Source organism: Pseudoalteromonas sp. 2CM39R, assembly GCF_023161845.1.
In genome coordinates, this window is record NZ_JALNTM010000004.1 from 356208 (window position 1) to 379420 (window position 23213).

Below are 23213 nucleotides of genomic sequence, written 5' to 3' on the forward strand. Positions count from 1 at the left end.
TTTAACCTTTTTGCATTACTAGCTGAAGGCCCAGCCAAGCCATAAAAATACACACCATCACGTTTAAGATGATATTGAGGGCCATTTTAATAAAGTGACCTTGTTGTAATAACAACAACGAATCCATTGAGAATGTTGAAAAGGTGGTTAACGCACCTAAAAAGCCAATTCCGATGAGGGTTTTAGCAGGACTGACGGCAATAACTTGTTTATCTATTAAACCGTATAAAATGCCCATCAACAATGAACCCAGAATATTAACCGTCAACGTGCCAAAAGGGAATCCCCTACCGAGGAGTTTTAGCATGGTTTCGCTAATAAAAAACCGTAAACAGGCTCCTGACGCTCCGCCAAGGGCTATCATCATGTAAAGTTTAATCATGCTCATAACGTTTTATTGGGCTTTGTGCGTCGCGCTCTTTTAAATAATCGAGCTTTTGTTTAATTTTTTGCTCAAGTCCACGATCACTTGGCTGGTAGTATTGTTTGCCATCCATTTCTGGCGGTAGGTATTTTTCGCCAGCAGCAAATGCGCCTTCTTCATTATGCGCATATCGATACTCTGCGCCATAGCCTAAGTCTTTCATTAAATTGGTGGGGGCGTTGCGTAAATGCTCTGGTACTGGGTAGCTTGGCTCGTTTTTAGCGTCTTGTTTGGCTTGATTAAACGCCATATAAACCGCATTACTTTTAGGTGCACTAGCCAAGTACAAAGTGGCCTGTGCAATGGCGCGCTCACCTTCGCTTGGGCCAACACGCTGAAAAATATCCCATGCGTTTAAAGCCACTTCCATCGCTCGTGGATCGGCGTTGCCGATGTCTTCTGTGGCAATCGCTAATAAGCGCCTTGCAACATACAGCGGGTCGCCGCCACCGGCTAAAATACGGCAGTACCAATAAAGCGCACCATCGGGTGAACTGCCTCGAACTGATTTATGAAACGCCGAAATTAAATCGTAAAATTCATCGCCGCCTTTATCGTATTTGGCTAAATGCGTGGGCAGTACTTGGCTGAGTACCTGTTCGTCAACATGAAATTGGCCGTTTTGCTCAGTGGTTAAATCGACTGCTTGCTCGAGTAAATTAAGCACTTTACGAGCATCGCCACCGCTTGCTTGGCATAGCGCCTGTTTGGCGTTATCTGCAATCACGATTTGCTTTTGGCTAAGTTGTTCGTCTTGTTTGAGTGCGCGCTCTATTACTGTGTATAAATCGCTTTCCAGCAAGGATTTTAATACATACACCCTTGCGCGAGACAAAATCGCGTTATTAAGCGCAAACGACGGATTTTCGGTAGTCGCGCCTACAAATATAAAAGTGCCATCTTCAATGTGGGGTAAAAACGCATCTTGCTGAGATTTATTAAAGCGGTGTACTTCGTCAACAAACATTAAAGTGCGCTGACCGCGGCTTTGTAAGTTATCGCGCGCTTGGGTTACGCTATCGCGTATATCTTTCACCCCGGCAGTTACTGCCGACATTTGAATTAGTTCAGCGTCGGCATGGTTGGCAATAATTTGCGCTAGCGTAGTTTTACCTACCCCTGGCGGCCCCCATAAAATTAAACTATGGCAACGCCCTGCAACAATAGCTTGATGCAGCGGCTTGTCGCTACTTAGTAAATGCTGTTGCCCTATGTAATCGTTAAGCGATAAAGGGCGCATACGCGCAGCGAGTGGGCGTACATCGGGCCCAAAGTTAAAACCTAAATTACTCACCGTTACTCTGATCGTCTATTTCTACACCCGCTGGCGGGGTAAATTCAAAAGTTGTTTTATCAAGCTCAGTATTAACCTGTGCATTGCTAAATGTAAACGCAGATAGCTGGCCTGAGTTATCTTTAACTACCAGTTTTGCAAGCCCTTGCTCGTTATCAGCAAAAGTAATATCAAGCTGCTCTACTTGGCTTTCTACGCCTTTATTTGGGGTAATGCTAAAGCCTAAATCGGTAGCGATCACGCTGTATTTTTCCCATTGCGCAGGGTCTTTAGAGGTGAGCAATATAAACGGCGTTGAGTCAATTAAACCGCTGGTTTTCATAATGGTTACTTGCTCAGCAAAGCTATCAAAGTAATAGGTTTTATCGCCGTTTGATACAAATAAAGTGTCGTCTGGGTTAGTTTGCTGCCAGCGGATCATTAATGGCTGTTGCAACGCAATATTGCCTTGACCTTGCATTACCAGTTGGCCTTCACCGTCGGTTACGTTCTGTTTAAATTGTGCTTTAAAGCTTTTTAAGCTCGATAACTTATCTTGTAATGCTTGGCTGTCGTCAGCAAAGCTTGGCATCGCCACTAAACTGCCCAATACCAATAATAAACTGTTTAATTTTTTCATTAATTTGCTCCATTAGGTACTAATACATCGCGCGCGCCGTTGTGTCCTGGTGCACTCACGATACCTGATGTTTCCATTTGTTCTACTAATCGTGCAGCACGGTTATAGCCTACACGTAATTTACGTTGCACTGATGATACCGATACTTTACCGGTTTCTATTACAAAGGCGACCGCTTCGTCGTATAACGGATCTGATTCTTCATCGCCATTTTCACTGGCTTCCCCTGGTAATAGAATATCTTCCGTGGCATCGCCATTTAAAATCTCGTCTATGTAATTTGGTTTAGCACGGGCTTTCCAATCGTTTACCACAGCATGTACTTCATGGTCGTCTACAAACGCGCCATGCACACGCTCTGGCACACTGGTACCTGGCGGTAAATAAAGCATATCACCCATGCCTAATAAGTTTTCAGCGCCTTGTTGATCAAGTATGGTACGCGAGTCTATTTTACTTGATACCTGAAACGCCATACGTGTAGGTATATTCGCTTTAATTAAACCGGTTATTACATCAACCGACGGACGCTGCGTTGCCAAAATTAAATGGATACCCGCAGCACGGGCTTTTTGCGCTATACGGGCAATTAACTCTTCAACTTTTTTACCTACAATCATCATCATGTCGGCAAATTCGTCAATAACCACCACTATGCTGGGTAATTTATCCAGCTCATCTGGGCCGTCTTTCATGCCGTCGGTGTCTTTAAATAATGGATCCATAATTGGGTAGCCCGCTTCTTTGGCTTCCATTACTTTTTGGTTGTACCCTTTTAAGTTACGCACACCTAAAGCCGACATCAGCTTATAACGACGCTCCATTTCACCTACACACCAGCGCAGTGCGTTGGCCGCTTCTTTCATGTCGGTCACAACCTCACATAATAAATGCGGAATGCCTTCGTATACTGAAAGCTCAAGCATTTTCGGGTCAATCATGATCATACGAACATCTTCAGGGCCCGATTTATACAGTAAGCTTAATATCATTACATTAACGCCCACTGACTTACCTGAACCGGTTGTACCGGCCACTAATAAATGTGGCATTTTACCTAAGTCGGCACACACAGGTTGCCCTGCAATGTCTTTACCTAGCACCATGGTTAACGGCGATGGGTTTTGCTCAAACTTAGGTGCGTTTATCACTTCTGACAAACGTACAATTTCACGGTATTTATTAGGCAGCTCAATACCGATATAGGTTTTACCCGGAATAACTTCAACCACTCGCACACTAATTGCCGATAGCGAGCGCGCTAAATCTTTTGACAACCCAGTAATTTTAGACACCTTAATACCCGGTGCTAAATCAAGCTCAAAACGAGTAACAACGGGCCCGGGGTAAACTCCAACCACGGTAGCTTGCACGTTAAAATCGAGTAATTTTGTTTCTACAAGGCGCGATACACTATCAAGCTCTTCTTGCGAAATTGGATTTTTTGCTTTGTCGGGTCTGTCGAGTAAATCTAATGATGGCAATGGCCCCGGAGGTGGCTCTTGCTCTAATAATTGCTCAAACTTCTCTTTGGCAGTTGGCGGCGGTTGAAACCCTGATTTTGGCTTGTTAATTGGCCTTGCTGGTGAAACCACGGTTGTAGCTGGTTTTTCAGGTTCAACCACTGGGCTTTGATCGAGCGCATTAAGCGCCGCTTCTGTGTCCATAGGTTCATCGTCTATGGCGCTAAAACTAATTTCTTGATCGAGTATTTGGTCAAGCTCGTCAAACGGCATAAACTCGTCGTCTTGCGGCGCGTTTACTTTAGTTGCAGGTTTATCGATTGCTTTGGGTTTGTCTGCTGTTTTATTAGCAAGTTCAGGTTCTTGTTGGCGTGTGTCGTCTTCAAAATAGGCATCGGGTTGCTCGTCTTGTACTTTACCTGCAATGCGTTCACGTTGCATCCAACCGCGAGCATAGGTAACCAAAAAGCGGTATAACCTAACAATTAAATCACCCAAGTAATCAACAAATTGTACCCACGACACACCCGTTAATAGGGTTAATCCTGCAAAAAAGAAGCACAGCAATAAAATAGAGGTACCGGTAAAATTAAACGCAGGCATCATGGCTGATGCAATCACATCACCCACTACCCCACCGGATGAAAAATTATAAATATCGTCAAAATTAATACTGCTGATAGCAGTTGCTGAGGTAATAAACAGCGCAAAGCCAATAATGCGTAATCCAAGTGTGGTGTAATCGAGTTGTAAAATACGGTGCGGCTGCTTAAACACCAAGTAACCTAGCAGCTGAATAGCCGCTGGTACAAAATAGGCAAGCCAACCAAAAGTAAGTAATAGTATGTCAGCCACCCACGCGCCCGCTGTACCCGTAATGTTTTGTACATTGGTAAATTCACCCGTTTGCGACCAAGCAGGATCGGCAGGATGAAAACTAATTAAAGCACATAAAATAAATACCGCTGCAAAGGTGCTGACGATGAGCCCCGTTTCTAATAGTCTTTGTACACCGTTTAGGCGCATAATTACCTATCCCTCATTATTATTTTTTACACTCACTTGGCAATAGAATACCTTAGCAGGAAATGTATTTTGATGCACTTTATCTTAACCATGATGGCCTGATTATGAACAAGTTTTTATTATTTAATCGGCTTTTTCTTAAGCCAAGCAAAATTGACTGCGACAATAAAAGTATTTTAAAGGCTGTTACTCTATCATTAAGCAACAAAAGGACGAATAACAACGCCCTCTTCACCCTTTACTTCTTCCATGACTACATAGGTGCGGCTTTCACTCACATTGGGCAGCTTTAGTAATATATCACCGAGCACGCCTCGGTATTCTGACATATCGTTAACCCGGGTTTTTAATAAAAAGTCGAAATTACCCGAAACCAAATGACATTCTATAATTTCTTCGTGCTTTCTAACAGCGGCACTGAACTCTTCAAATACGTCGGGCGATGTTTTGGTAATGGTTACTTCCACATACACAGAAAGCCCTTGACCAAGCTTGGCAGGATCAACCACGGCTTTGTAGCCTAAAATATATCCTTCGCGCTCTAGCTTTTTCACTCGCTCTAGACAGGGCGTGGCGCTTAGGCCAACTCGTCGGGCCAGTTCAACATTTGACAGGCGGCCATCGAGTTGTAATTCGACTAAAATCTTGCGATCAATACGGTCTAATAAGTTATGCATAGCTTTTTAGTTTTTTATTCTAATAAAATTAATTTTACAGATACTAACACTACAAAGGGCTTAAAAAAAGGTGGGACACACTACCCTAGCATGAATATAATAGTGAAAAATTTTTATCCCGTTCTAACAAGGCAAAATTATGATTATTGGTGTACCTAAAGAAATTAAAAACCATGAGTACCGTGTAGGTATGGTTCCTGCGAGTGTTCGCGAACTTGTAAATCACGGCCACCAAGTGATTGTTGAAACGAATGCTGGTATGGGCATTGGTTTTACAAATGATGATTATGTTCAAGCAGGCGCTGAAATTTTAGAAACAGCTGCTGATGTTTTTGCAAAAGCAGAAATGATCATCAAGGTAAAAGAGCCACAAGCTGTTGAACGTGCAATGTTACGTGAAGACCAAATTCTTTTCACTTACCTTCACCTTGCACCGGATCTTCCACAAACTGAAGACCTTGTTAAAAGTAAAGCAATCTGTATTGCTTATGAAACTGTGACTGATTCACGCGGTGGTTTACCACTTTTAGCGCCAATGAGTGAAGTTGCTGGCCGTATGTCTATTCAAGCAGGTGCACAAGCGCTAGAAAAAGCAAACCACGGTCGTGGTATGTTGCTAGGTGGTGTACCAGGTGTTGAGCCAGCTAAAGTAGTTGTTATTGGCGGCGGCATGGTTGGTCGTAGCGCTGCACAAATGGCCGTTGGCCTAGGTGCTGAGGTTGTAGTACTTGACCGCAACATCGACGTATTACGTGCACTAGACGCACAGTTTGGTAATAAAGTTAAAGCTATTTACTCAACAGCTGACGCGCTTGAAAAGCACGTACTTGAAGCTGACCTAGTAATTGGTGGTGTACTTATCCCAGGTGCTGCTGCACCTAAACTAGTGACTGCTGAACACATTAAAGCAATGAAGCCTGGCGCTGCAATTGTTGACGTTGCCATTGACCAAGGTGGTTGTATTGCTACGTCTAAAGCAACTACGCACGCTGATCCTACATACATTGTTGATGAAGTTGTTCACTACTGTGTTGCTAACATGCCAGGTGCTGTTCCACGTACATCTACGTTTGCACTTAACAATGCAACATTGCCGTTCATTATTAACCTTGCAAACAAAGGTTACAAAAAGGCTCTACTAGATGACGCTCACTTCTTAAAAGGCTTAAACGTACTTAAAGGCCAAGTAACTTACAAAGAAGTAGCTGAAGCGTTCAACATGGAATATGTTGACCCACGCACTGCAGTAGAAAACGCGTAACTATTATTGTTACCGCTTATACCTAAGCCATCATTTAGGTATAAGCATTAAAAAAGCAGCTAATTAGCTGCTTTTTTTGTATCTAAATTTTAGGGTCTGTGGTCAACAGACCCTAATGCTATATAAATCGTTTAATAATAAAGTCGACTTTTACACGCTTAGCTTGACCAAGTAGCTTTTTCACTGGCTGCGGGTAATCGCTCATAGTTTCTAAATCATCAGGGCCGGTTAAACGACGACAATGTTTTAAAATTTCTTGGCGTTCATTATCAATGTCGCGCATTATCGTTTGCTCAGGGTCTTCTATCAGAATACCATTTTCGATATCTAGCCCCCATGCACGCGGATTTAAATTATGCCCGCTAAGTAAATGCACTTTACGGTCACAACAAATCCCTTTTAAATGAAACGAGTTACTCTCGTGTTTCCACAGGTATACGTTTAAGTTGCCATTATCTATGTGGCGTTTTTGCGATTTTACAAATTTATGCAAAATAGTTTCGTATAAATACGGTAATGCACCAATTTTACTAAACGGCTCGCTAGGTGGCAGGTAAAAATCGTTTGCGGTTTTATCGCCCACCACAATAGTGACTTGTTTACCTTGCTTTAATAAGCGACGTAAAGAGCGCATTAATGGAGCCGGGAAATTAAAATACGGCGTGTATAACACCAACTCTTGCTCGGTAGTATCAAACAGCGCTTTGATTAAGCGATTAAGTTCGTTATTACGACGGCCTAAACCCAAAAACAAACGAATGCCCATTGCATGAGTATTCAATAGTTGCGCACTTTTATAGCTTGCCGATTTAAGCTCACGCATAAGTTGCTTTTGTTCAAGTTTAAAGTCAGCCATGCGTTTAAGCGGTCGTTGATCAATTCTTGGAACTGCTTCAGAGCTCAATAAGGTTGATTCGATAAAGTCGACTACTGAGTCACATAACTCGCTTTGCGAAACTAAAAAGTAGCGATCAAGTCGGTATCGGTCGCTATATTGCAAATACACATTGTTTAAACTGGCACCGCTATATAGTAGTGTGTCGTCAATAACAAAGCCTTTTAAATGCAACACCCCAAACAGTTCTTTGGCTTTTACAGGGACACCATACACTTGAACGTTTGAATTAAACTTCTCTAAGCTATCGCAATATAAGCTTGCATTGCCCTCTGACTTTTCTGCACCAATTAAACCACGCTGTGCGCGATGAAAATCAACCAGTACTTTTATTTCAAGCGAAGGGTTAGCTAACGATGCACTGTGTAGTGCGGCTAATATTTCACGACCCGCTTCATCATCTTGTAAGTAAAGTGTGGTGATATAAATTCGTTTTTTTGCGTTGGCAATTAAATCTAACAATTGCGTACGGTATTCTTGCGCATTGGTTAAGACGTTAACGTCTTTTGAAGTCAACCCAAATGCGGGTTTCTCTTGCCAAAATAACATAGTTGCCTATTCACTTAGGTCACATAATTAAGCAGTGACAAATCAAAATTAGTTAAAAGATAACAAAAAAAATCAGGCTGGTCATGAATTAACGTTGTTTTATTGGCTAACAGTCTATTTATTAGGCGAGCACTGTCTTTAACGCATTTACTAGTACACATTAATGAACAGCTTCGCAATTTGCGAAAAAAAATAATCTCATCTTTTATTTACTTCCTGCTTGTTTTTCTTAGAATCGGGCGCATTAAAACCGTATTAAACGTTTAGGAAAAGATCATGACTGAAGCAAAACATTGTAAGTTACTTATTTTAGGTTCGGGCCCTGCAGGCTACACAGCCGCAGTTTACGCTGCACGTGCTAATTTAAACCCTGTTTTAATTACAGGTATTCAACAAGGTGGCCAGCTAACAACCACCACTGAAGTTGAAAACTGGCCTGGCGATGCACACGGTTTAACCGGCCCTGCATTAATGGATCGTATGAAAGAGCATGCAGAACGCTTTGAAACTGAAATTGTGTTCGACCACATCAACAAAGTTGACGTATCTAAGCGCCCTTTCACACTAACCGGTGACCAAGGTACTTACACATGTGATGCTTTAATTATTGCAACCGGTGCCTCTGCGAAATATTTAGGCTTAGAGTCTGAGACTAATTTCCAAGGCCGTGGTGTTTCTGCTTGTGCAACCTGTGACGGCTTTTTCTATAAAGGTCAAAAAGTAGCGGTTGTTGGTGGTGGTAACACAGCGGTTGAAGAAGCGTTATACCTGTCTAACATTGCTGATGAAGTTCATGTTATTCACCGTCGTGACAGTTTCCGTAGTGAAAAAATTCTTGCTGACCGCCTTGCTGAAAAAGCAGCAAACGGTAATGTTGTAATGCACTACAACCGTACACTTGATGAAGTGCTTGGTGACCAAATGGGTGTGACCGGCGTTCGCATTAAAGATGTGGCGTCAGATGCTACTGAAGAACTTAATTTAGCGGGTGTGTTTATTGCCATTGGCCATAAGCCAAACACCGATATGTTTGAAGGTCAGCTAGAAATGAAAGACGGCTACCTAGTGGTTGAATCTGGTCTTAACGGTAATGCAACTCAAACAAGTGTGCCAGGCGTATTTGCTGCCGGTGATGTGTCTGATCATATTTACCGTCAAGCTATCACCTCTGCCGGTACTGGCTGTATGGCTGCACTTGATGCAGAACGCTTTTTAGATAACCTATAAGCATACATAGCATACTTTTGGGGCTGAATTTTCAGCCCTTTTTTGTGCCCAAACATTACGCCCGAGATAATTGTATCCGCACCAACATTCACTAGGCTTATAGTTGAAATTAGTCTTATTTATACAATTAATGGCTCAGGTACGATAGGATCTAAGGGTGAGCAACAAATACCGTCAAATTATATAAGTAAAACTAGCTATAATTATCGTCAGGAATAAAAGCTTTATTCATTTAGGCATTACTAGAAACTGTAAAATCAGTTAAAATGCTTAACTTCATATCAAGTAAATTACCGAGAGTTTTCTATGAGTTTGTATACAAAATATATGGAAGAAATCCAAACCCGTAAAACGGAGCTTGGATTAAGCCCACAACCAATCGATAGCGCTGAACTAGTATCAGAAATAATTAATCAAATTAAAGATACTAATAACGAGCACCGTAAAGATTCACTGCATTTCTTTATTTTTAATACTTTACCTGGAACAACCAGTGCTGCGGGCGTTAAAGCACAGTTTCTAAAAGAAATCATTTTAGGTGAAGAGCACGTTGCAGAGATCACTCCAGAATTTGCATTCGAACTACTTTCACACATGAAAGGCGGCCCATCGATTGAAATGCTAATTGATTTAGCCTTTGCTGATGACGCAAAAATCGCAGTACAAGCTGCAGAAGTACTGAAAACTCAGGTATTCTTATACGATGCAGATATGGAGCGTATTAAAGCGGCCTACGAATCAGGTAACCCAATTGCTAAAGAATTACTAGAGAGCTTCTCAAAAGCTGAATTCTTCACAAAACTACCTGACATCGAAGAAAAAATCGAAGTAGTAACTTACATTGCTGGTGAAGGCGACATCTCAACTGATTTACTGTCTCCAGGCAACCAAGCACACTCGCGTGCTGACCGTGAATTACACGGTAAGTGCATGATCACTGAAGAAGCACAACAAGAAATTGTTGCCCTTCAAAAGAAACACCCTAACGCTAAAGTAATGCTTATTGCTGAAAAAGGCACCATGGGCGTTGGTTCATCACGTATGTCTGGTGTGAATAACGTAGCACTTTGGGCTGGTAAACAAGCAAGTCCATACGTTCCTTTCATCAACATTGCACCTGTTGTTGCAGGTACTAACGGTATTGCACCAATCTTCTTAACAACGGTTGATGTAACCGGCGGTATTGGTCTTGACCTTAAAAACTGGGTTAAAAAAGTAGATGCAGACGGCAATACAGTAACTGATGCAAATGGTGACGCTGTGCTTGAAGAAGCCTACTCTGTTGCTACTGGTACTGTGCTAACAATCAATACTAAAGAGAAGAAGCTTTATAACGGTGATAAAGAGCTTGTTGATATTTCATCAGCATTCACACCGCAAAAAGTTGAATTCATGAGAGCCGGTGGTTCTTACGCAGTTGTATTCGGTAAAAAACTACAAACGTTTGCTGCTGAAACTCTTGGCATTGAAACGCCGCTTGTTTATGCACCTTCAAAAGAAATTTCACACGAAGGCCAAGGCTTAACAGCGGTTGAAAAAATCTTTAACCGTAACGCGGTAGGTGTACTATCAGATACGCCACTTCACGCTGGCTCAAATGTTCGTGTTAAAGTGAACATCGTTGGTTCGCAAGATACAACCGGTCCAATGACAGCGCAAGAATTAGAAGCCATGGCTGCTTCAACGATTTCACCTCTTGTTGATGGTGCCTATCAGTCTGGTTGTCACACTGCATCAGTATGGGATAGCAAAGCACAAGCTAACATTCCTAAACTAATGGCGTTTATGAATAAGTTTGGTTTGATCACTGCACGTGACCCGAAAGGCGTTTACCATGCAATGACTGACGTTATTCACAAAGTATTGAACGACATTACAATTGATGATCGCGCTATCATCATCGGTGGTGACTCGCATACTCGTATGTCTAAAGGCGTTGCCTTTGGTGCCGATTCAGGTACTGTTGCTGTTGCACTTGCAACCGGTGAATCAGCGATGCCGATTCCTGATTCAGTTAAAGTGACGTTTAAAGGCAAAATGGCTAAGCACATGGATTTCCGCGACGTTGTACATGCAACGCAAGCGCAAATGCTTAAGCAATTTGGTGGCGAAAACGTATTCCAAGGTCGTATCATTGAAGTGCATATTGGTACCCTAATGGCTGACCAAGCGTTTACTTTCACTGACTGGACTGCAGAAATGAAAGCGAAAGCGTCAATCTGTATTTCAAATGATGAAACGCTAATTAAGTCAATTGAACTTGCTAAATCACGTATCCAAATCATGATCAACAAAGGTATGGATAACGAAGCGCAAACGCTACAAGGTCTAATCGACTTAGCTGACAAACGTATTGCAGGTATTCAATCTGGTGAAGAGCCAGCACTTTCTCCAGACGACAACGCTAAATACCACGCAGAAGTTGTGGTTGATTTGGACCAAATCGTTGAGCCAATGATTGCCGATCCAGACGTGAACAACGATGACGTCTCTAAGCGTTATACTCACGATGTGATCCGCCCTGTTTCTTTTTACAACGACAAACCTGTTGATTTAGGTTTCGTTGGTTCGTGTATGGTTCACAAAGGCGATATGAAAATTATTGCTCATATGCTGCGTAACCTAGAAAAGAAAAACGGTTCTATCTCATTCAAAGCACCATTAGTTGTTGCGCCACCAACATACAACATTGTTGATGAGCTTAAAGCGGAAGGCGACTGGGATATTCTTGCTAAATACGCAGGTTTTGAATTTGACGATGAAAAACCAAAAACAGCGGCACGTACTAAGTATGAAAATATCCTATACCTAGAACGCCCTGGTTGTAACTTATGTATGGGTAACCAAGAAAAAGCTGAACCTGGTGACACTGTTATCGCAACATCAACTCGTCTGTTCCAAGGCCGTGTAGTAGCCGATACATCTGAGAAAAAAGGTGAGTCACTACTAGGTTCTACGCCGGTTGTAGTACTTTCTACTGTACTTGGTCGTTTCCCGACTATCGAAGAGTATAAGTCTGCGGTTGAAGGTATTGACCTTACCTCGTTTACACCTGTTGAAGAAGCAATGACAACTAAGTTTAACGCTGGACAAGCAGTACCTGTAAAAGTGGTTAGCTAATTCGATTAGTTTACTATTTAATTAAGCGCGTTTTTTAACGCGCTTTTTTTATGTCTAAAATTTACCTAACAGGAATGTAAGCCCTGCTCAACCCTATGGACAACACAATAATTTGTGGTTTGTGATTTTAAAGCAACAGGTTACACTTTACCTTGACCATGCAGTTATTCAATCGGTGTTATGACTAAACAACTCTATCAACTCGCTCAAAGCCACTTTGCTTTTCCTGATCCCAACCATGCATTAGATGATCCCGATGGTTTACTTGCCATTGGTGGATGTTTATCGGTAACGCGGTTAAAAAATGCCTATTTATCTGGTATTTTTCCGTGGTTTAGTGAACACGAGCCAATTATGTGGTGGTCACCGAGTGAGCGCGGTATTGTTGAGCTTAATGACTTTCATGTTAGTAAAAGCTTACGAAAACATTTAAAAAAGCACCCGGTCACCGTAACTATTAACCATGCCTTTGAAGAAGTGATAGAAGCGTGCCGCGATCAACGTCTTGATACCGATGGCACTTGGATCACCCCGCAAATGCAACAGGCGTACATAAAAGCGCATTACAATGGCTTAGCTCATAGTTTAGAGGTATGGCGTGAGGGAGAGCTTGTAGGCGGCTTATATGGGATTATGCAAACTGGCGTTTTTTGTGGTGAATCAATGTTTCATCATCAAACAAATTGCTCCAAACTGGCGATGTGGGCGCTGGTTAATTGGCTTAAGCGCCATGATGCGCATTTTATTGATTGCCAATTAGAAAATCCTTATTTAATGTCGTTAGGTGCCAGCGTGATTCCACGTGAAGAATTTTTAACTAAACTTAATAAAGCACAGTGTTACACCCCAGCTGCCAGTATGTGGCAGCCACAGGAGCTAATCGCGATATATGAATGAACAACTTCCGGCTCGTATAGGCCTAAGCCAACCGTTTGAATGCAGTTATTTACCTGATCGCCAAGAACAACTGCTGGTGATACTCGACCCAAGTTGTTACAGCAGCAACAAGTTTGAATCATTATTAGGATTAGGCTTTCGTCGCAGCGGTAACCAAATTTACCGTCCGCACTGCCCTATTTGCAGCGCATGTAGTTCTGTGCGCGTTTTAGCTGATGAGTTTATGCCGACAAAATCGCAAAAACGTAAACTTAACAAAGCAAAAAACCGCTTTGAGGTAAAATATTCACAGGTTGAACGCGAACAATACTACCCACTTTACAGTAAATACATTAGTTTACGTCATCAAGACGGTTCTATGTATCCACCTGATAAATCACAATTTCAAAGTTTTTTGTTTTGTAGCTGGTTAACCATCACCTTTATAGAGCTTTGGGATCAAGAAAACTTAGTAGCCGTTGCTGTAACTGATTGTATGGACAACGCTATTTCCGCTATTTATACATTTTTTGACCCTGACTACGAACACTTCAGTTTAGGGACTGTAATGATATTACAGCAGCTTAAATTTGCTAAACAGCAACACAAACAGTTTGTTTATTTAGGCTATCAAATAGATGAATGCGACAAAATGAAGTATAAAACCCAGTTTTTACCTGCCCAAAAACAGCTCAATGACCAGTGGGTGGCTATTTAATTTACAAAAATAGCCCCTGCGCCTTTACTTATTGGCGTATTTTGGGCAAAATCTGCAGCGTTTAACTATTAAAGAGGTGTTACGCTAAACATGGCGAAAGAAGACGTAATCGAAATGCAAGGGACAGTCCTTGATACTTTACCAAATACAATGTTCCGAGTTGAGCTAGAAAATGGTCACGTAGTTGTGGCTCATATTTCAGGTAAAATGCGCAAAAACTATATCCGTATTTTAACCGGCGATAAAGTAACGGTAGAAATGACTCCTTACGATTTATCGAAAGGTCGTATCGTATTCCGTGCTCGCTAAGTAAGTGCGTAAACGAGATTTAGTTTTTGGCTAGTGAAAGCTAGCTTTAAGCGTTTATTAAATGTAATTAATGGTAGTAGCCAGTAATTACATTTAATAAACAAAAAACCCAGCCTTTGCTGGGTTTTTTGTTGCCTATTTCTTTGGCAAATAAAAAAGCCTGCATAAAGCAGGCTTTTTAAATTGCTAACTTTTTTAGGTTAGGCTGGCGTTAAGTCACTCTCGTAATCAAAACGCAGTTTTTTATCTTTAACCGATACTTTTACCGTACCGCCAGAAATTAGCTCACCAAACAGTATTTCGTTAGCCAATTGCTTTTTAAGATCTTCTTGGATAACACGCGCCATAGGACGCGCGCCCATTGCTTTGTCATAGCCTTTATCAGCCAACCACTCACGAGCTTTAGAAGTAAGCTCAAGGTTAACTGACTTCTTATCCAGTTGCGCTTGAAGCTCAACAACAAATTTATCAACCACTTGCAAAATAACCTCTTTTTCGAGGTGATTAAACCAAATAATGTTATCTAAGCGGTTTCTAAATTCAGGTGAAAATACTTTGTTAATTTCACCCATTGCATCGTGTGTGTGATCTTGCTCACTAAAACCAATCGACTTACGCGTGGTTTCTTGTACGCCGGCATTGGTGGTCATCACCACTACTACGTTTCTAAAGTCAGCTTTTCGGCCGTTATTATCTGTTAGCGTACCGTGATCCATAACTTGTAATAAAATGTTGTAGATATCAGGATGCGCTTTTTCAATTTCATCCAGCAATACCACTGCATGTGGGTTTTTGATCACCGCTTCTGTTAATAAGCCGCCTTGTTCAAAACCTACATAACCCGGAGGCGCACCGATTAAACGGCTCACCGCATGGCGCTCAACGTATTCAGACATATCAAAACGAATAAACTCAACACCCATGCATTTAGCTAATTGCTTGGTAACCTCTGTTTTACCTACCCCTGTTGGGCCTGCAAATAAGAACGAACCAACCGGTTTGTTCTCGTTTGCTAAACCTGAGCGCGATAAGCGAATAGCAGAAGTTAATGCATCAATGGATTGATCTTGTCCAAACACCAACATTTTTAAATTACGGTCTAAGTTTTTCAGCGTTTCTTTATCAGACGACGACACATTTTGAGGCGGAATACGCGCCATTTTAGACACAATCATCTCAATATCAGATACACCAATGGTTTTTTTACGCTTGGACGTAGGCAGTAGCCGTTGGCTTGCGCCTGCTTCATCAATAACGTCAATCGCTTTATCAGGTAAGTGACGCTCATTAATATACTTGGCACTTAGCTCAGCGGCTGCTTTTAACGCTTTTTGCGTATAACGAATACCGTGGTGTGCTTCGTAACGATCTTTTAAGCCGTTAAGAATTTTGGTGGTATCTTCAACACTAGGTTCAAGCACATCAATTTTTTGAAAACGACGAACTAGGGCGCGGTCTTTTTCAAAAATATTCTTGTACTCACCGTAAGTGGTAGAGCCCATGCAGCGTAATTGCCCGCTTGAGAGTAACGGCTTAATTAAGTTTGAGGCATCCATTACCCCACCTGAGGCAGCACCTGCACCAATAATGGTGTGAATTTCATCAATAAATAAAATTGAACCTGGTTTTGCTTGTAACTCTTTTAATAAACTTTTAAAGCGTTTTTCAAAATCGCCTCGGTATTTGGTACCGGCAAGTAACGCGCCCATATCTAAAGAGTACACAACCGCATCTGCAATGACTTCAGGCACTTGTTCGTTAACAATACGATAGGCTAAGCCCTCGGCAATGGCAGTTTTACCTACGCCGGCTTCACCAACCAGTAATGGGTTATTCTTTTTACGACGACACAGCACTTGCACTGTGCGCTCTACTTCACTATCACGGCCAACAAGCGGGTCAATATTACCCTCTTTAGCGTGTATATTAAGGTTAGTTGTAAAGCTGTCGAGCTTACTCGCTTCTTCGCTTGCTACTTCTTGCACCTCTTCATGAATATCGTCGGTATCATCGCCTAATTCGTCGTCACCTTTGGCAATCCCATGAGAAATAAAGTTAACAATATCAAGTCGAGAAATATCATTCTTTTTAAGTAAGTACACGGCTTGGCTTTCTTGCTCAGAAAAAATAGCGACCAGCACATTAACGCCTGTCACTTCATTTTTGCCAGAAGATTGCACATGAAATACCGCGCGCTGTAATACCCGCTGAAAACCAAGTGTTGGTTGAGTTTCGCGCTCTTCTTCTAAATCAGGAATAACCGGTGTGGTTTCATCAATAAATTCAAGTAACTCTGTTTTTAATCCAGAAACGTCAACACCACACGCATTAAGCGCTTCTCCAGCTGATGGGTTGTCGAGTAGAGCTAATAAAAGGTGCTCTACGGTCATAAACTCATGACGACGTGTACGCGCTTCACGAAACGCAGTGTTCAAAGTTAGTTCTAAGTCTTTATTTAGCATTGGCAACCCCTTACAGAGATAATAATTTTATACCGCACTTCAAAGATGAAAGTTCACCTTTGTGGTATTTATTCCTGCTCACAACTACATAGCAGTGGATGCTCGTTATCCCTTGAGTAGCGGTTAACTTGCTCAGCCTTAGTATGTGCTACATCGGCGCTATAAACACCACATATGCCCTTACCTTGCTGATGTATTTGCAGCATCACATCAGTTGCTCTATCGCTATCCATATTAAAAAACGTCATTAAGATCTCTATTACAAAATCCATCGGCGTGTAATCATCGTTGTTTAACACAACTTTATATTTTCGCGGTGGCTGCAACTTTTGCTTTTCACTATCGCGAACGGTGTCGATAACACCAGAATCTTTCATACCACTCATAATTAAATATAGTCTTGTCTTTGTAACTCAAGCAAACTTGAATAAAAAAATAAATAAAATGTTAAAAAATAACCTAAAACACTTGACTGGTTGCTTAAATAAACTACAGTCAAATGGTGATTGATTAAACCTTAGTCAGTCTAGCAAACAATACAGTTTAGGATAACTAAATTAGTCAACTTATAGAAGGATGTAGAAGTATGGCTTGTGGTAAAGTCAAATGGTTCAACAACGCCAAAGGTTTTGGTTTCATCGTAGAAGACGGTTGCGAGAACGACATTTTTGCTCATTACTCCACTATTGTAATGGACGGATACAAGACGCTTAAAGCTGGTCAAGATGTTACCTTCGAATTACAACAGGGCCCTAAAGGTCTACACGCTACTAATATAGCCCCTAACGGCGATATTATAGAGTAATTGTAAATATGAGACTAAAGCGAGTGACCTGTTTAGATCCTCGCTTAATTCCCTAAATATCCCTAACCACTTACATATAAATTGCTTCATTGTTTGTTAATTCAACCCCGCTCCTTGATTTTATTTTATCTACCCCAATAATTTCAGTATTAGAGGTTAACTGCTGGCGTTTGGCGCGTAATCCTAGCCCTTTTTAGCCAAGCTTGTTACACTCTTCATCCTGTAAAACGTAATTACTTTAGCCTAATGGCTAGTTTGTAATTACATAAATTTCAGTTATAAAAGACACTAGTCCGTCAGGTGTGATTATTCTCACCTTGTTTAGGTTATACGAGTACCAACACCTAACAGACTACTCATTGCATATACTAATGCTTTATTTATAAGGTATTAAGCGATGATTTCTTTGCATTGTTGAATTAGGCCAATGCGGCCTACTATCTAGGAATGATGATGACATCAAAAATTATCTATACAAAAACGGACGAAGCTCCGGCACTAGCAACTTATTCGTTGTTACCTATTATCCAAGCGTACACAAATGCGGCAGGTGTTGAAGTTGAAACACGCGACATCTCATTAGCTGGTCGTGTAATTGCGAGCTTCCCGGATTACCTAACAGAAGAACAACGCATTGGTGATGCACTTGCAGAGCTTGGCGAAATGGCAAAAACACCAGAAGCTAACATCATTAAATTACCGAACATTAGTGCATCAGTTCCGCAACTTCGCGCTGTAATTAAAGAGCTTCAAGAAAAAGGTTATGCACTTCCAGAATACCCTGTAGAACCTAAAAACGATGAAGAAAAAGCGATTCAAGCAGCCTACGATAAAATTAAAGGCAGCGCAGTAAACCCTGTACTTCGTGAAGGTAACTCTGACCGTCGCGCACCAGGTTCAGTGAAAGAGTATGCACGTAATAACCCACATTCAATGGGCGCGTGGAGCAAAGATTCACAATCATACGTTGCAAGTATGGAAGAAGGTGACTTCTTTGGTTCTGAGCAATCAGTAACTGTTGATGAAGCAACGGATGTTCGTATTGAACACGTAGCGGCTAATGGCGATATCACTGTACTTAAGCAAAGCACGCCATTACTTGCTGGTGAAGTAATTGATGCATCACGTATTAGCGCTGCAAAATTACAAGCATTCCTAGAAGCTGAAATTAATGCTGCTAAGGAAAAAGGCGTGTTATTTTCGCTTCACATGAAAGCAACCATGATGAAAGTATCTGATCCAATCATCTTTGGTCACGCTGTAAAAGTATTCTACAAAGACGTTTTTGCAAAACACGGTGCACTTTTTGAAGAGCTAGGTGTTGATGTAAACAACGGTTTAGGCGATGTGTACTCTAAAATTCAAACATTAGATGACGCTAAGCGCGAAGAAATTGAAGCAGATATTCAAGCTGTTTATGCTAACCGCCCTGCTATCGCAATGGTTGATTCTCATCGTGGCATTACAAACTTACACGTACCAAGTGATGTGATCATCGATGCTTCTATGCCTGCTGCAATTCGTTCAAGCGGTCAAATGTGGAATAAAGACGATAAATTACAAGACACAAGCTTTGTAATTCCAGATCGTTGTTACTCTGGCGTTTACCAAGCAACGATTGATTTTTGTAAAGAGCACGGTGCTTTTGATCCTACGACTATGGGTAGCGTACCAAACGTTGGCCTTATGGCTCAAAAAGCGGAAGAGTACGGCTCACATGACAAAACATTTGAAGCAAAAGCTGACGGTACTATTCGTGTTGTTGACACAAATGGCAACACCCTACTTGAGCACAGTGTTGAGCAAGGCGATATCTGGCGCATGTGTCAGGTTAAAGATGCACCAATTCAAGATTGGGTTAAACTTGCAGTAAACCGCGCTCGCGCAACAGGTAATCCGGCTATTTTCTGGTTAGATGCAGAACGTGCACACGATGCTGAGCTAATCAAAAAAGTGAATAAATACCTGCCAGAACACGACACTGCTGGCCTAGATATTCAAATTTTATCGCCAATGGATGCAACCTTATTCTCACTAGCACGCATCAAAGAAGGTAAAGACACGATTTCTGTAACAGGTAACGTGTTACGTGATTACCTAACAGATTTATTCCCAATTTTAGAATTGGGCACTAGTGCTAAAATGCTTTCAATTGTGCCACTAATGAATGGCGGTGGTCTATTTGAAACAGGTGCGGGTGGTTCTGCTCCTAAGCACGTTCAACAGTTTGAAAAAGAAAACCACTTACGTTGGGATTCTTTAGGTGAGTTCTTAGCACTTGCTGCGTCACTTGAACACCTAAGTACAACAACGGGTAATAACAAGGCACAAGTACTTGCGGATACGCTTGATAAAGCAACGGGTACATTCTTAGCTGAAAACAAGTCGCCTTCACGTAAAGTAAAAGAAATTGATAACCGTGGTTCTCATTTCTTCTTATCTTTATTCTGGGCTCAAGAACTTGCTAAGCAAAATGAAGATAGCGAGCTTAAAGCGCAATTTACACAAATTGCTAGCGACCTTGAAACCAACAAAGAGCAAATTGTTAGCGAGCTAAACGATGCACAGGGTCCTGCAATGAACATTGGCGGATACTTCCAGCCAAATGACGATGCAGCCTTCAAAGCAATGCGTCCGAGCACAACATTTAACGAGATTTTATCTAAACTAGTATAAATCAGTTAAATGAATGAAAAGGCGCTCATAGAGCGCCTTTTTTGTGCCTAAGAAAAAGGCCGCTAATGCGGCCTTTTAAATTCAACTTTAAAAGTTTATTTTGTGTACGCGCGTGGCATGTTCGACTCTGTTGTATAGCGCTCACGCAGTTTATCTTGGCGAGATTCAGTACTAACCTCAACCCCATTAATAAACATTTTATTCACGTGACTGCTCAGCTCAAACGGGTCGTTACTCCACATAACAACATCAGCGGCTTTTCCTACTTCTAGGCTACCGGCATTAATACCAAATACATCAGCCACATTCGAAGTCATGGCCTTTAACGCGCCTTGTTGGCTCATACCGTAAGACACTGCGTTACCGGCATCGTAGCGAAGCTGGTAAACATTGTGACTGGCATCGCCACCCACAGTTAATAGCACTTTAACACCGGCTTTTTCTAATATGCCGGCATTATTTAAGCTTGCATGCAATGAATCGAAGCTGCCTGGTAAATTATCCATTGCACTAATGATCACAGGAATGCCTGCTTTAGCGATGCGATCTTTAACTACAACGGCATCTTGAGCGCCATTAAGGACAATGTTTACGCCAAACTGCTGTTTCACTTTTATTAGTTCAACAATATCAGCCGAACGCGACACACTAATTAGTAATGGCATATCGCCTTTTAGTACTTTAGCCATTATGGTGTCTTCAGCACTTGGCTTAGCGTCGTCTTTTTTGGCTTCTTTACTTGCTTTAGTTTGATGCTCATCTAACTTATTGATAAGTGTTTGCAAGGTAAATGCACGAGAGCCTTTGCTGCGTTCACCCAAATGAACCACTAATGCTGCTTGCTTTTTATTTACGCTTTCGAAGCTACCACTTAAATCAACAACACTTGCAAGGCCTGCAAATATGCTGTCACCACCGTAAGGGGTGATCAAATCGCGAGTAATACCGCCTTTACGTGCATAAGCAATTAAGCTTGAACGAGGATTAAATGCCAAGCTTGCATCAAAATCGATACCCGCTTTGTCTTCTCCTGCATCGCGAGAACCGGCAACCGCACCTACTTCAACTAAGCCAAGCTGGTTTACACTGGCTATAAAACCTGGAGTCACTATTTGACCTTGAGCATCAATAACTTTGTCAACTTTAAAATCGCTAGGGTTAATGGCAGTGATTTTGCCATCATTCATAACTATGCTAGCTCCTTCTAATACACCTTGATCTGAAGATGTATGCAAAGTTGCATTAATAATTGCCAGTGACTCTGCGCTCACGGTACCCGATGCTAATAGCCCTGCAGCAACCAGAGAAAGCGAAAACGAACGTGATAATTTTTTCATTCTGGGTGCTCCTTATTGTTGACCTAACATAAAATCACTTTGTGCTTGGAATGCGCTATCGTTTCTATCGTAAACTTTTGCACCATCAACAAACACTTGCTCTGCTTTTGCATAAACACTAAACGGGCTTTGATTCCAAATAACAACATCAGCTTGTTTGCCTGCTTCAAGTGAGCCTGTTTTATCTTCAATACCTAACGATTTAGCGGCGTTAGCTGTGATCCACTTAATTGCATGCTGCTCAGAAATATCAAACCCATTTTGGTTTGCACTGTACATTACTTTAGCGGCTTCTTGGTTTAAGCGTTGAATCGTCGTGTCAGAATCTGAGTGCACAACGGCACATGAGTTTTTAACGGCATCAACAATAGCTACGTTCTCTTGCACCATATCGTAGGCTTCCATTTTAAAGCCCCACCAGTCTGGCCAAAGTGCAGCACACGAGCCGTTTTCAGCCAGTAAATCAGCAATTTTGTATGCTTCAATACCGTGATGGAATGTGCCCGCATGATAATTAAACTCTTTTGAAAGGTCGATCATCATCGCCATTTCTTCTGCTTTGTAGCAGTGATTATGAATACGAACGTCACCTTCTAAAACACCGCGTAATGTATCGTATTTAATATCTCGGTGTGGAGCTTCTGGGTTTTTACCCGCAGCGTAATCAGCATCGTATTTATCCCACTCACGCTTATATTCTTGAGCGCCAATCCATGCTGTGCGATAACCTGCCATATTACCCATACGTGTCATCGGTAATACACCTTTTCGACCGTAAACACGTTTAGGATTTTCACCACAGGCCATTTTTAAACCGTATGGCGCATCAGGAAATTTCATTCCTTGCATGGTATGAGCCGGTACATTTTTAAGGGTAACGCCACGTCCACCAAATAAATTAGCTGAACCTGGTAAAATTTGTAATGACGTAATACCGCCTTCACGTGCGCGATTAAAACCTGGATCTTGTGGCCATATTGAATGCTCAACCCATACTTCTGCCGTATTAGGGCTGGTCATTTCGTTACCATCTTGATGAGACTCAACCGATGGATTTGGATAAGCACCTAAATGTGAATGAACGTCAATAATGCCTGGTGTTACCCATTTACCTTGCGCGTCAATAGTGGTGTCTGCATTAGCGGTTAAATCTTTGCCAACTTGCTGCACTTTACCGTCAACAATCAGTACGTCAGCTTCATCTAAACGCTCACCCGTCCCTGTTAATATCGTTGCATTAGTGATCAAGGTGCTTGATGTCGCTACTGGCTGATAAGTACTTGGGTATGGGTTTTTATTAATGGTTACTTTTGGATCTTGTGGGCCGCTTTCTTGGCAACCAACAAGTGCTGCTGCTAAACCAACAGCTAACAATGAGGGAGCAAATTTTTGCATGTTTTTAGGTTCTCCTGTTTTTTTACTACTTTAGCGAAAGCAAACGCATAAAGCTAAAAAAACAGGTGAAAAGGCGGTTA

18 protein-coding genes are annotated in these 23213 nt (G+C 41.7%); 8 read left to right on the forward strand and 10 right to left on the reverse strand.

The genetic code is table 11. From position 1 onward, the window contains the following. Position 1: 1 nt before the first annotated feature. From crcB to lrp, 5 genes are all read right to left on the reverse strand, one after another. The gene (gene crcB, locus MTF66_RS11980; protein ID WP_010389726.1) at positions 2-382 is read right to left on the reverse strand and encodes a fluoride efflux transporter CrcB; all 381 of its coding nucleotides are present in this window, start codon (positions 380-382) and stop codon (positions 2-4) included. After that, positions 375-1718, reverse strand: a complete 1344-nt coding sequence (locus MTF66_RS11985) for a replication-associated recombination protein A (protein ID WP_248527314.1) — start codon at positions 1716-1718, stop codon at positions 375-377. Before MTF66_RS11985 ends, crcB begins: the two co-directional genes overlap by 8 nt. After that, positions 1711-2337 (reverse strand): outer membrane lipoprotein chaperone LolA, encoded by a 627-nt coding sequence (gene lolA / locus MTF66_RS11990; RefSeq protein ID WP_248527315.1) that lies wholly within the window; start codon positions 2335-2337, stop codon positions 1711-1713. The genes MTF66_RS11985 and lolA overlap by 8 nt, the downstream gene beginning before the upstream one ends. After that, positions 2337-4826, reverse strand: coding sequence for a DNA translocase FtsK (locus MTF66_RS11995; RefSeq protein ID WP_138571170.1), 2490 nt, complete (start codon positions 4824-4826; stop codon positions 2337-2339). The genes lolA and MTF66_RS11995 overlap by 1 nt, the downstream gene beginning before the upstream one ends. A 197-nt stretch (positions 4827-5023) precedes the next feature. Continuing rightward, complete coding sequence (gene lrp, locus MTF66_RS12000) at positions 5024-5503, reverse strand: leucine-responsive transcriptional regulator Lrp (protein WP_008110073.1); 480 nt, start codon at positions 5501-5503, stop codon at positions 5024-5026. A gap of 139 nt (positions 5504-5642) precedes the next feature. On the opposite strand from lrp, the gene ald reads away from it, so the two are divergent. Beyond that, the gene (gene ald / locus MTF66_RS12005; RefSeq protein ID WP_248527316.1) at positions 5643-6764 is read left to right on the forward strand and encodes an alanine dehydrogenase; all 1122 of its coding nucleotides are present in this window, start codon (positions 5643-5645) and stop codon (positions 6762-6764) included. A gap of 118 nt (positions 6765-6882) precedes the next feature. Here the strand turns inward: ald and pssA are convergent, their stop codons facing one another. Continuing rightward, a complete protein-coding gene (pssA, locus tag MTF66_RS12010) occupies positions 6883-8208 on the reverse strand; it encodes a CDP-diacylglycerol--serine O-phosphatidyltransferase (RefSeq protein WP_010389720.1) in 1326 nt (441 codons plus the stop codon). A gap of 276 nt (positions 8209-8484) precedes the next feature. On the opposite strand from pssA, the gene trxB reads away from it, so the two are divergent. The 5 genes from trxB to infA all read left to right on the forward strand — a co-directional run bounded on the left by trxB (position 8485) and on the right by infA (position 14458). After that, positions 8485-9435: a thioredoxin-disulfide reductase gene (gene trxB / locus MTF66_RS12015; RefSeq protein ID WP_248527317.1), complete on the forward strand. Its 951-nt coding sequence runs from the start codon at positions 8485-8487 to the stop codon at positions 9433-9435. Positions 9436-9741: 306 nt separating this feature from the next. After that, positions 9742-12555, forward strand: a complete 2814-nt coding sequence (locus MTF66_RS12020) for a bifunctional aconitate hydratase 2/2-methylisocitrate dehydratase (RefSeq protein WP_248527318.1) — start codon at positions 9742-9744, stop codon at positions 12553-12555. A gap of 180 nt (positions 12556-12735) precedes the next feature. Beyond that, a complete protein-coding gene (gene aat / locus MTF66_RS12025; protein WP_109874779.1) occupies positions 12736-13452 on the forward strand; it encodes a leucyl/phenylalanyl-tRNA--protein transferase in 717 nt (238 codons plus the stop codon). Next, positions 13445-14149, forward strand: coding sequence for an arginyltransferase (locus MTF66_RS12030; RefSeq protein WP_010389715.1), 705 nt, complete (start codon positions 13445-13447; stop codon positions 14147-14149). Before aat ends, MTF66_RS12030 begins: the two co-directional genes overlap by 8 nt. Before the next feature lie 90 nt (positions 14150-14239). Next, the gene (gene infA / locus MTF66_RS12035) at positions 14240-14458 is read left to right on the forward strand and encodes a translation initiation factor IF-1 (RefSeq protein WP_002962494.1); all 219 of its coding nucleotides are present in this window, start codon (positions 14240-14242) and stop codon (positions 14456-14458) included. Between the two features lie 200 nt (positions 14459-14658). Here infA and clpA read toward each other — a convergent pair whose 3' ends face one another. Together clpA and clpS are read right to left on the reverse strand one after the other, a co-directional pair. Then, the gene (gene clpA / locus MTF66_RS12040; protein WP_008110100.1) at positions 14659-16920 is read right to left on the reverse strand and encodes an ATP-dependent Clp protease ATP-binding subunit ClpA; all 2262 of its coding nucleotides are present in this window, start codon (positions 16918-16920) and stop codon (positions 14659-14661) included. A gap of 68 nt (positions 16921-16988) precedes the next feature. Further along, positions 16989-17297 carry an ATP-dependent Clp protease adapter ClpS gene (gene clpS / locus MTF66_RS12045; RefSeq protein ID WP_008110102.1) on the reverse strand — a complete coding sequence of 103 codons (309 nt, stop codon included), beginning with the start codon at positions 17295-17297 and terminating at the stop codon, positions 16989-16991. Between the two features lie 209 nt (positions 17298-17506). On the opposite strand from clpS, the gene cspD reads away from it, so the two are divergent. Together cspD and MTF66_RS12055 are read left to right on the forward strand one after the other, a co-directional pair. Further along, complete coding sequence (gene cspD, locus MTF66_RS12050; RefSeq protein ID WP_008110104.1) at positions 17507-17725, forward strand: cold shock domain-containing protein CspD; 219 nt, start codon at positions 17507-17509, stop codon at positions 17723-17725. A gap of 453 nt (positions 17726-18178) precedes the next feature. Continuing rightward, on the forward strand, positions 18179-20401 hold the full coding sequence (locus MTF66_RS12055; protein ID WP_055011829.1) for an NADP-dependent isocitrate dehydrogenase: 2223 nt from the start codon (positions 18179-18181) through the stop codon (positions 20399-20401). 95 nt (positions 20402-20496) lie between these two features. Here the strand turns inward: MTF66_RS12055 and MTF66_RS12060 are convergent, their stop codons facing one another. After that, positions 20497-21738 (reverse strand): amidohydrolase family protein, encoded by a 1242-nt coding sequence (locus tag MTF66_RS12060; protein WP_138620970.1) that lies wholly within the window; start codon positions 21736-21738, stop codon positions 20497-20499. A gap of 12 nt (positions 21739-21750) precedes the next feature. After that, positions 21751-23133, reverse strand: coding sequence for an amidohydrolase (locus tag MTF66_RS12065; RefSeq protein ID WP_138620968.1), 1383 nt, complete (start codon positions 23131-23133; stop codon positions 21751-21753). Between the last annotated feature and the right edge of the window lie 80 nt (positions 23134-23213).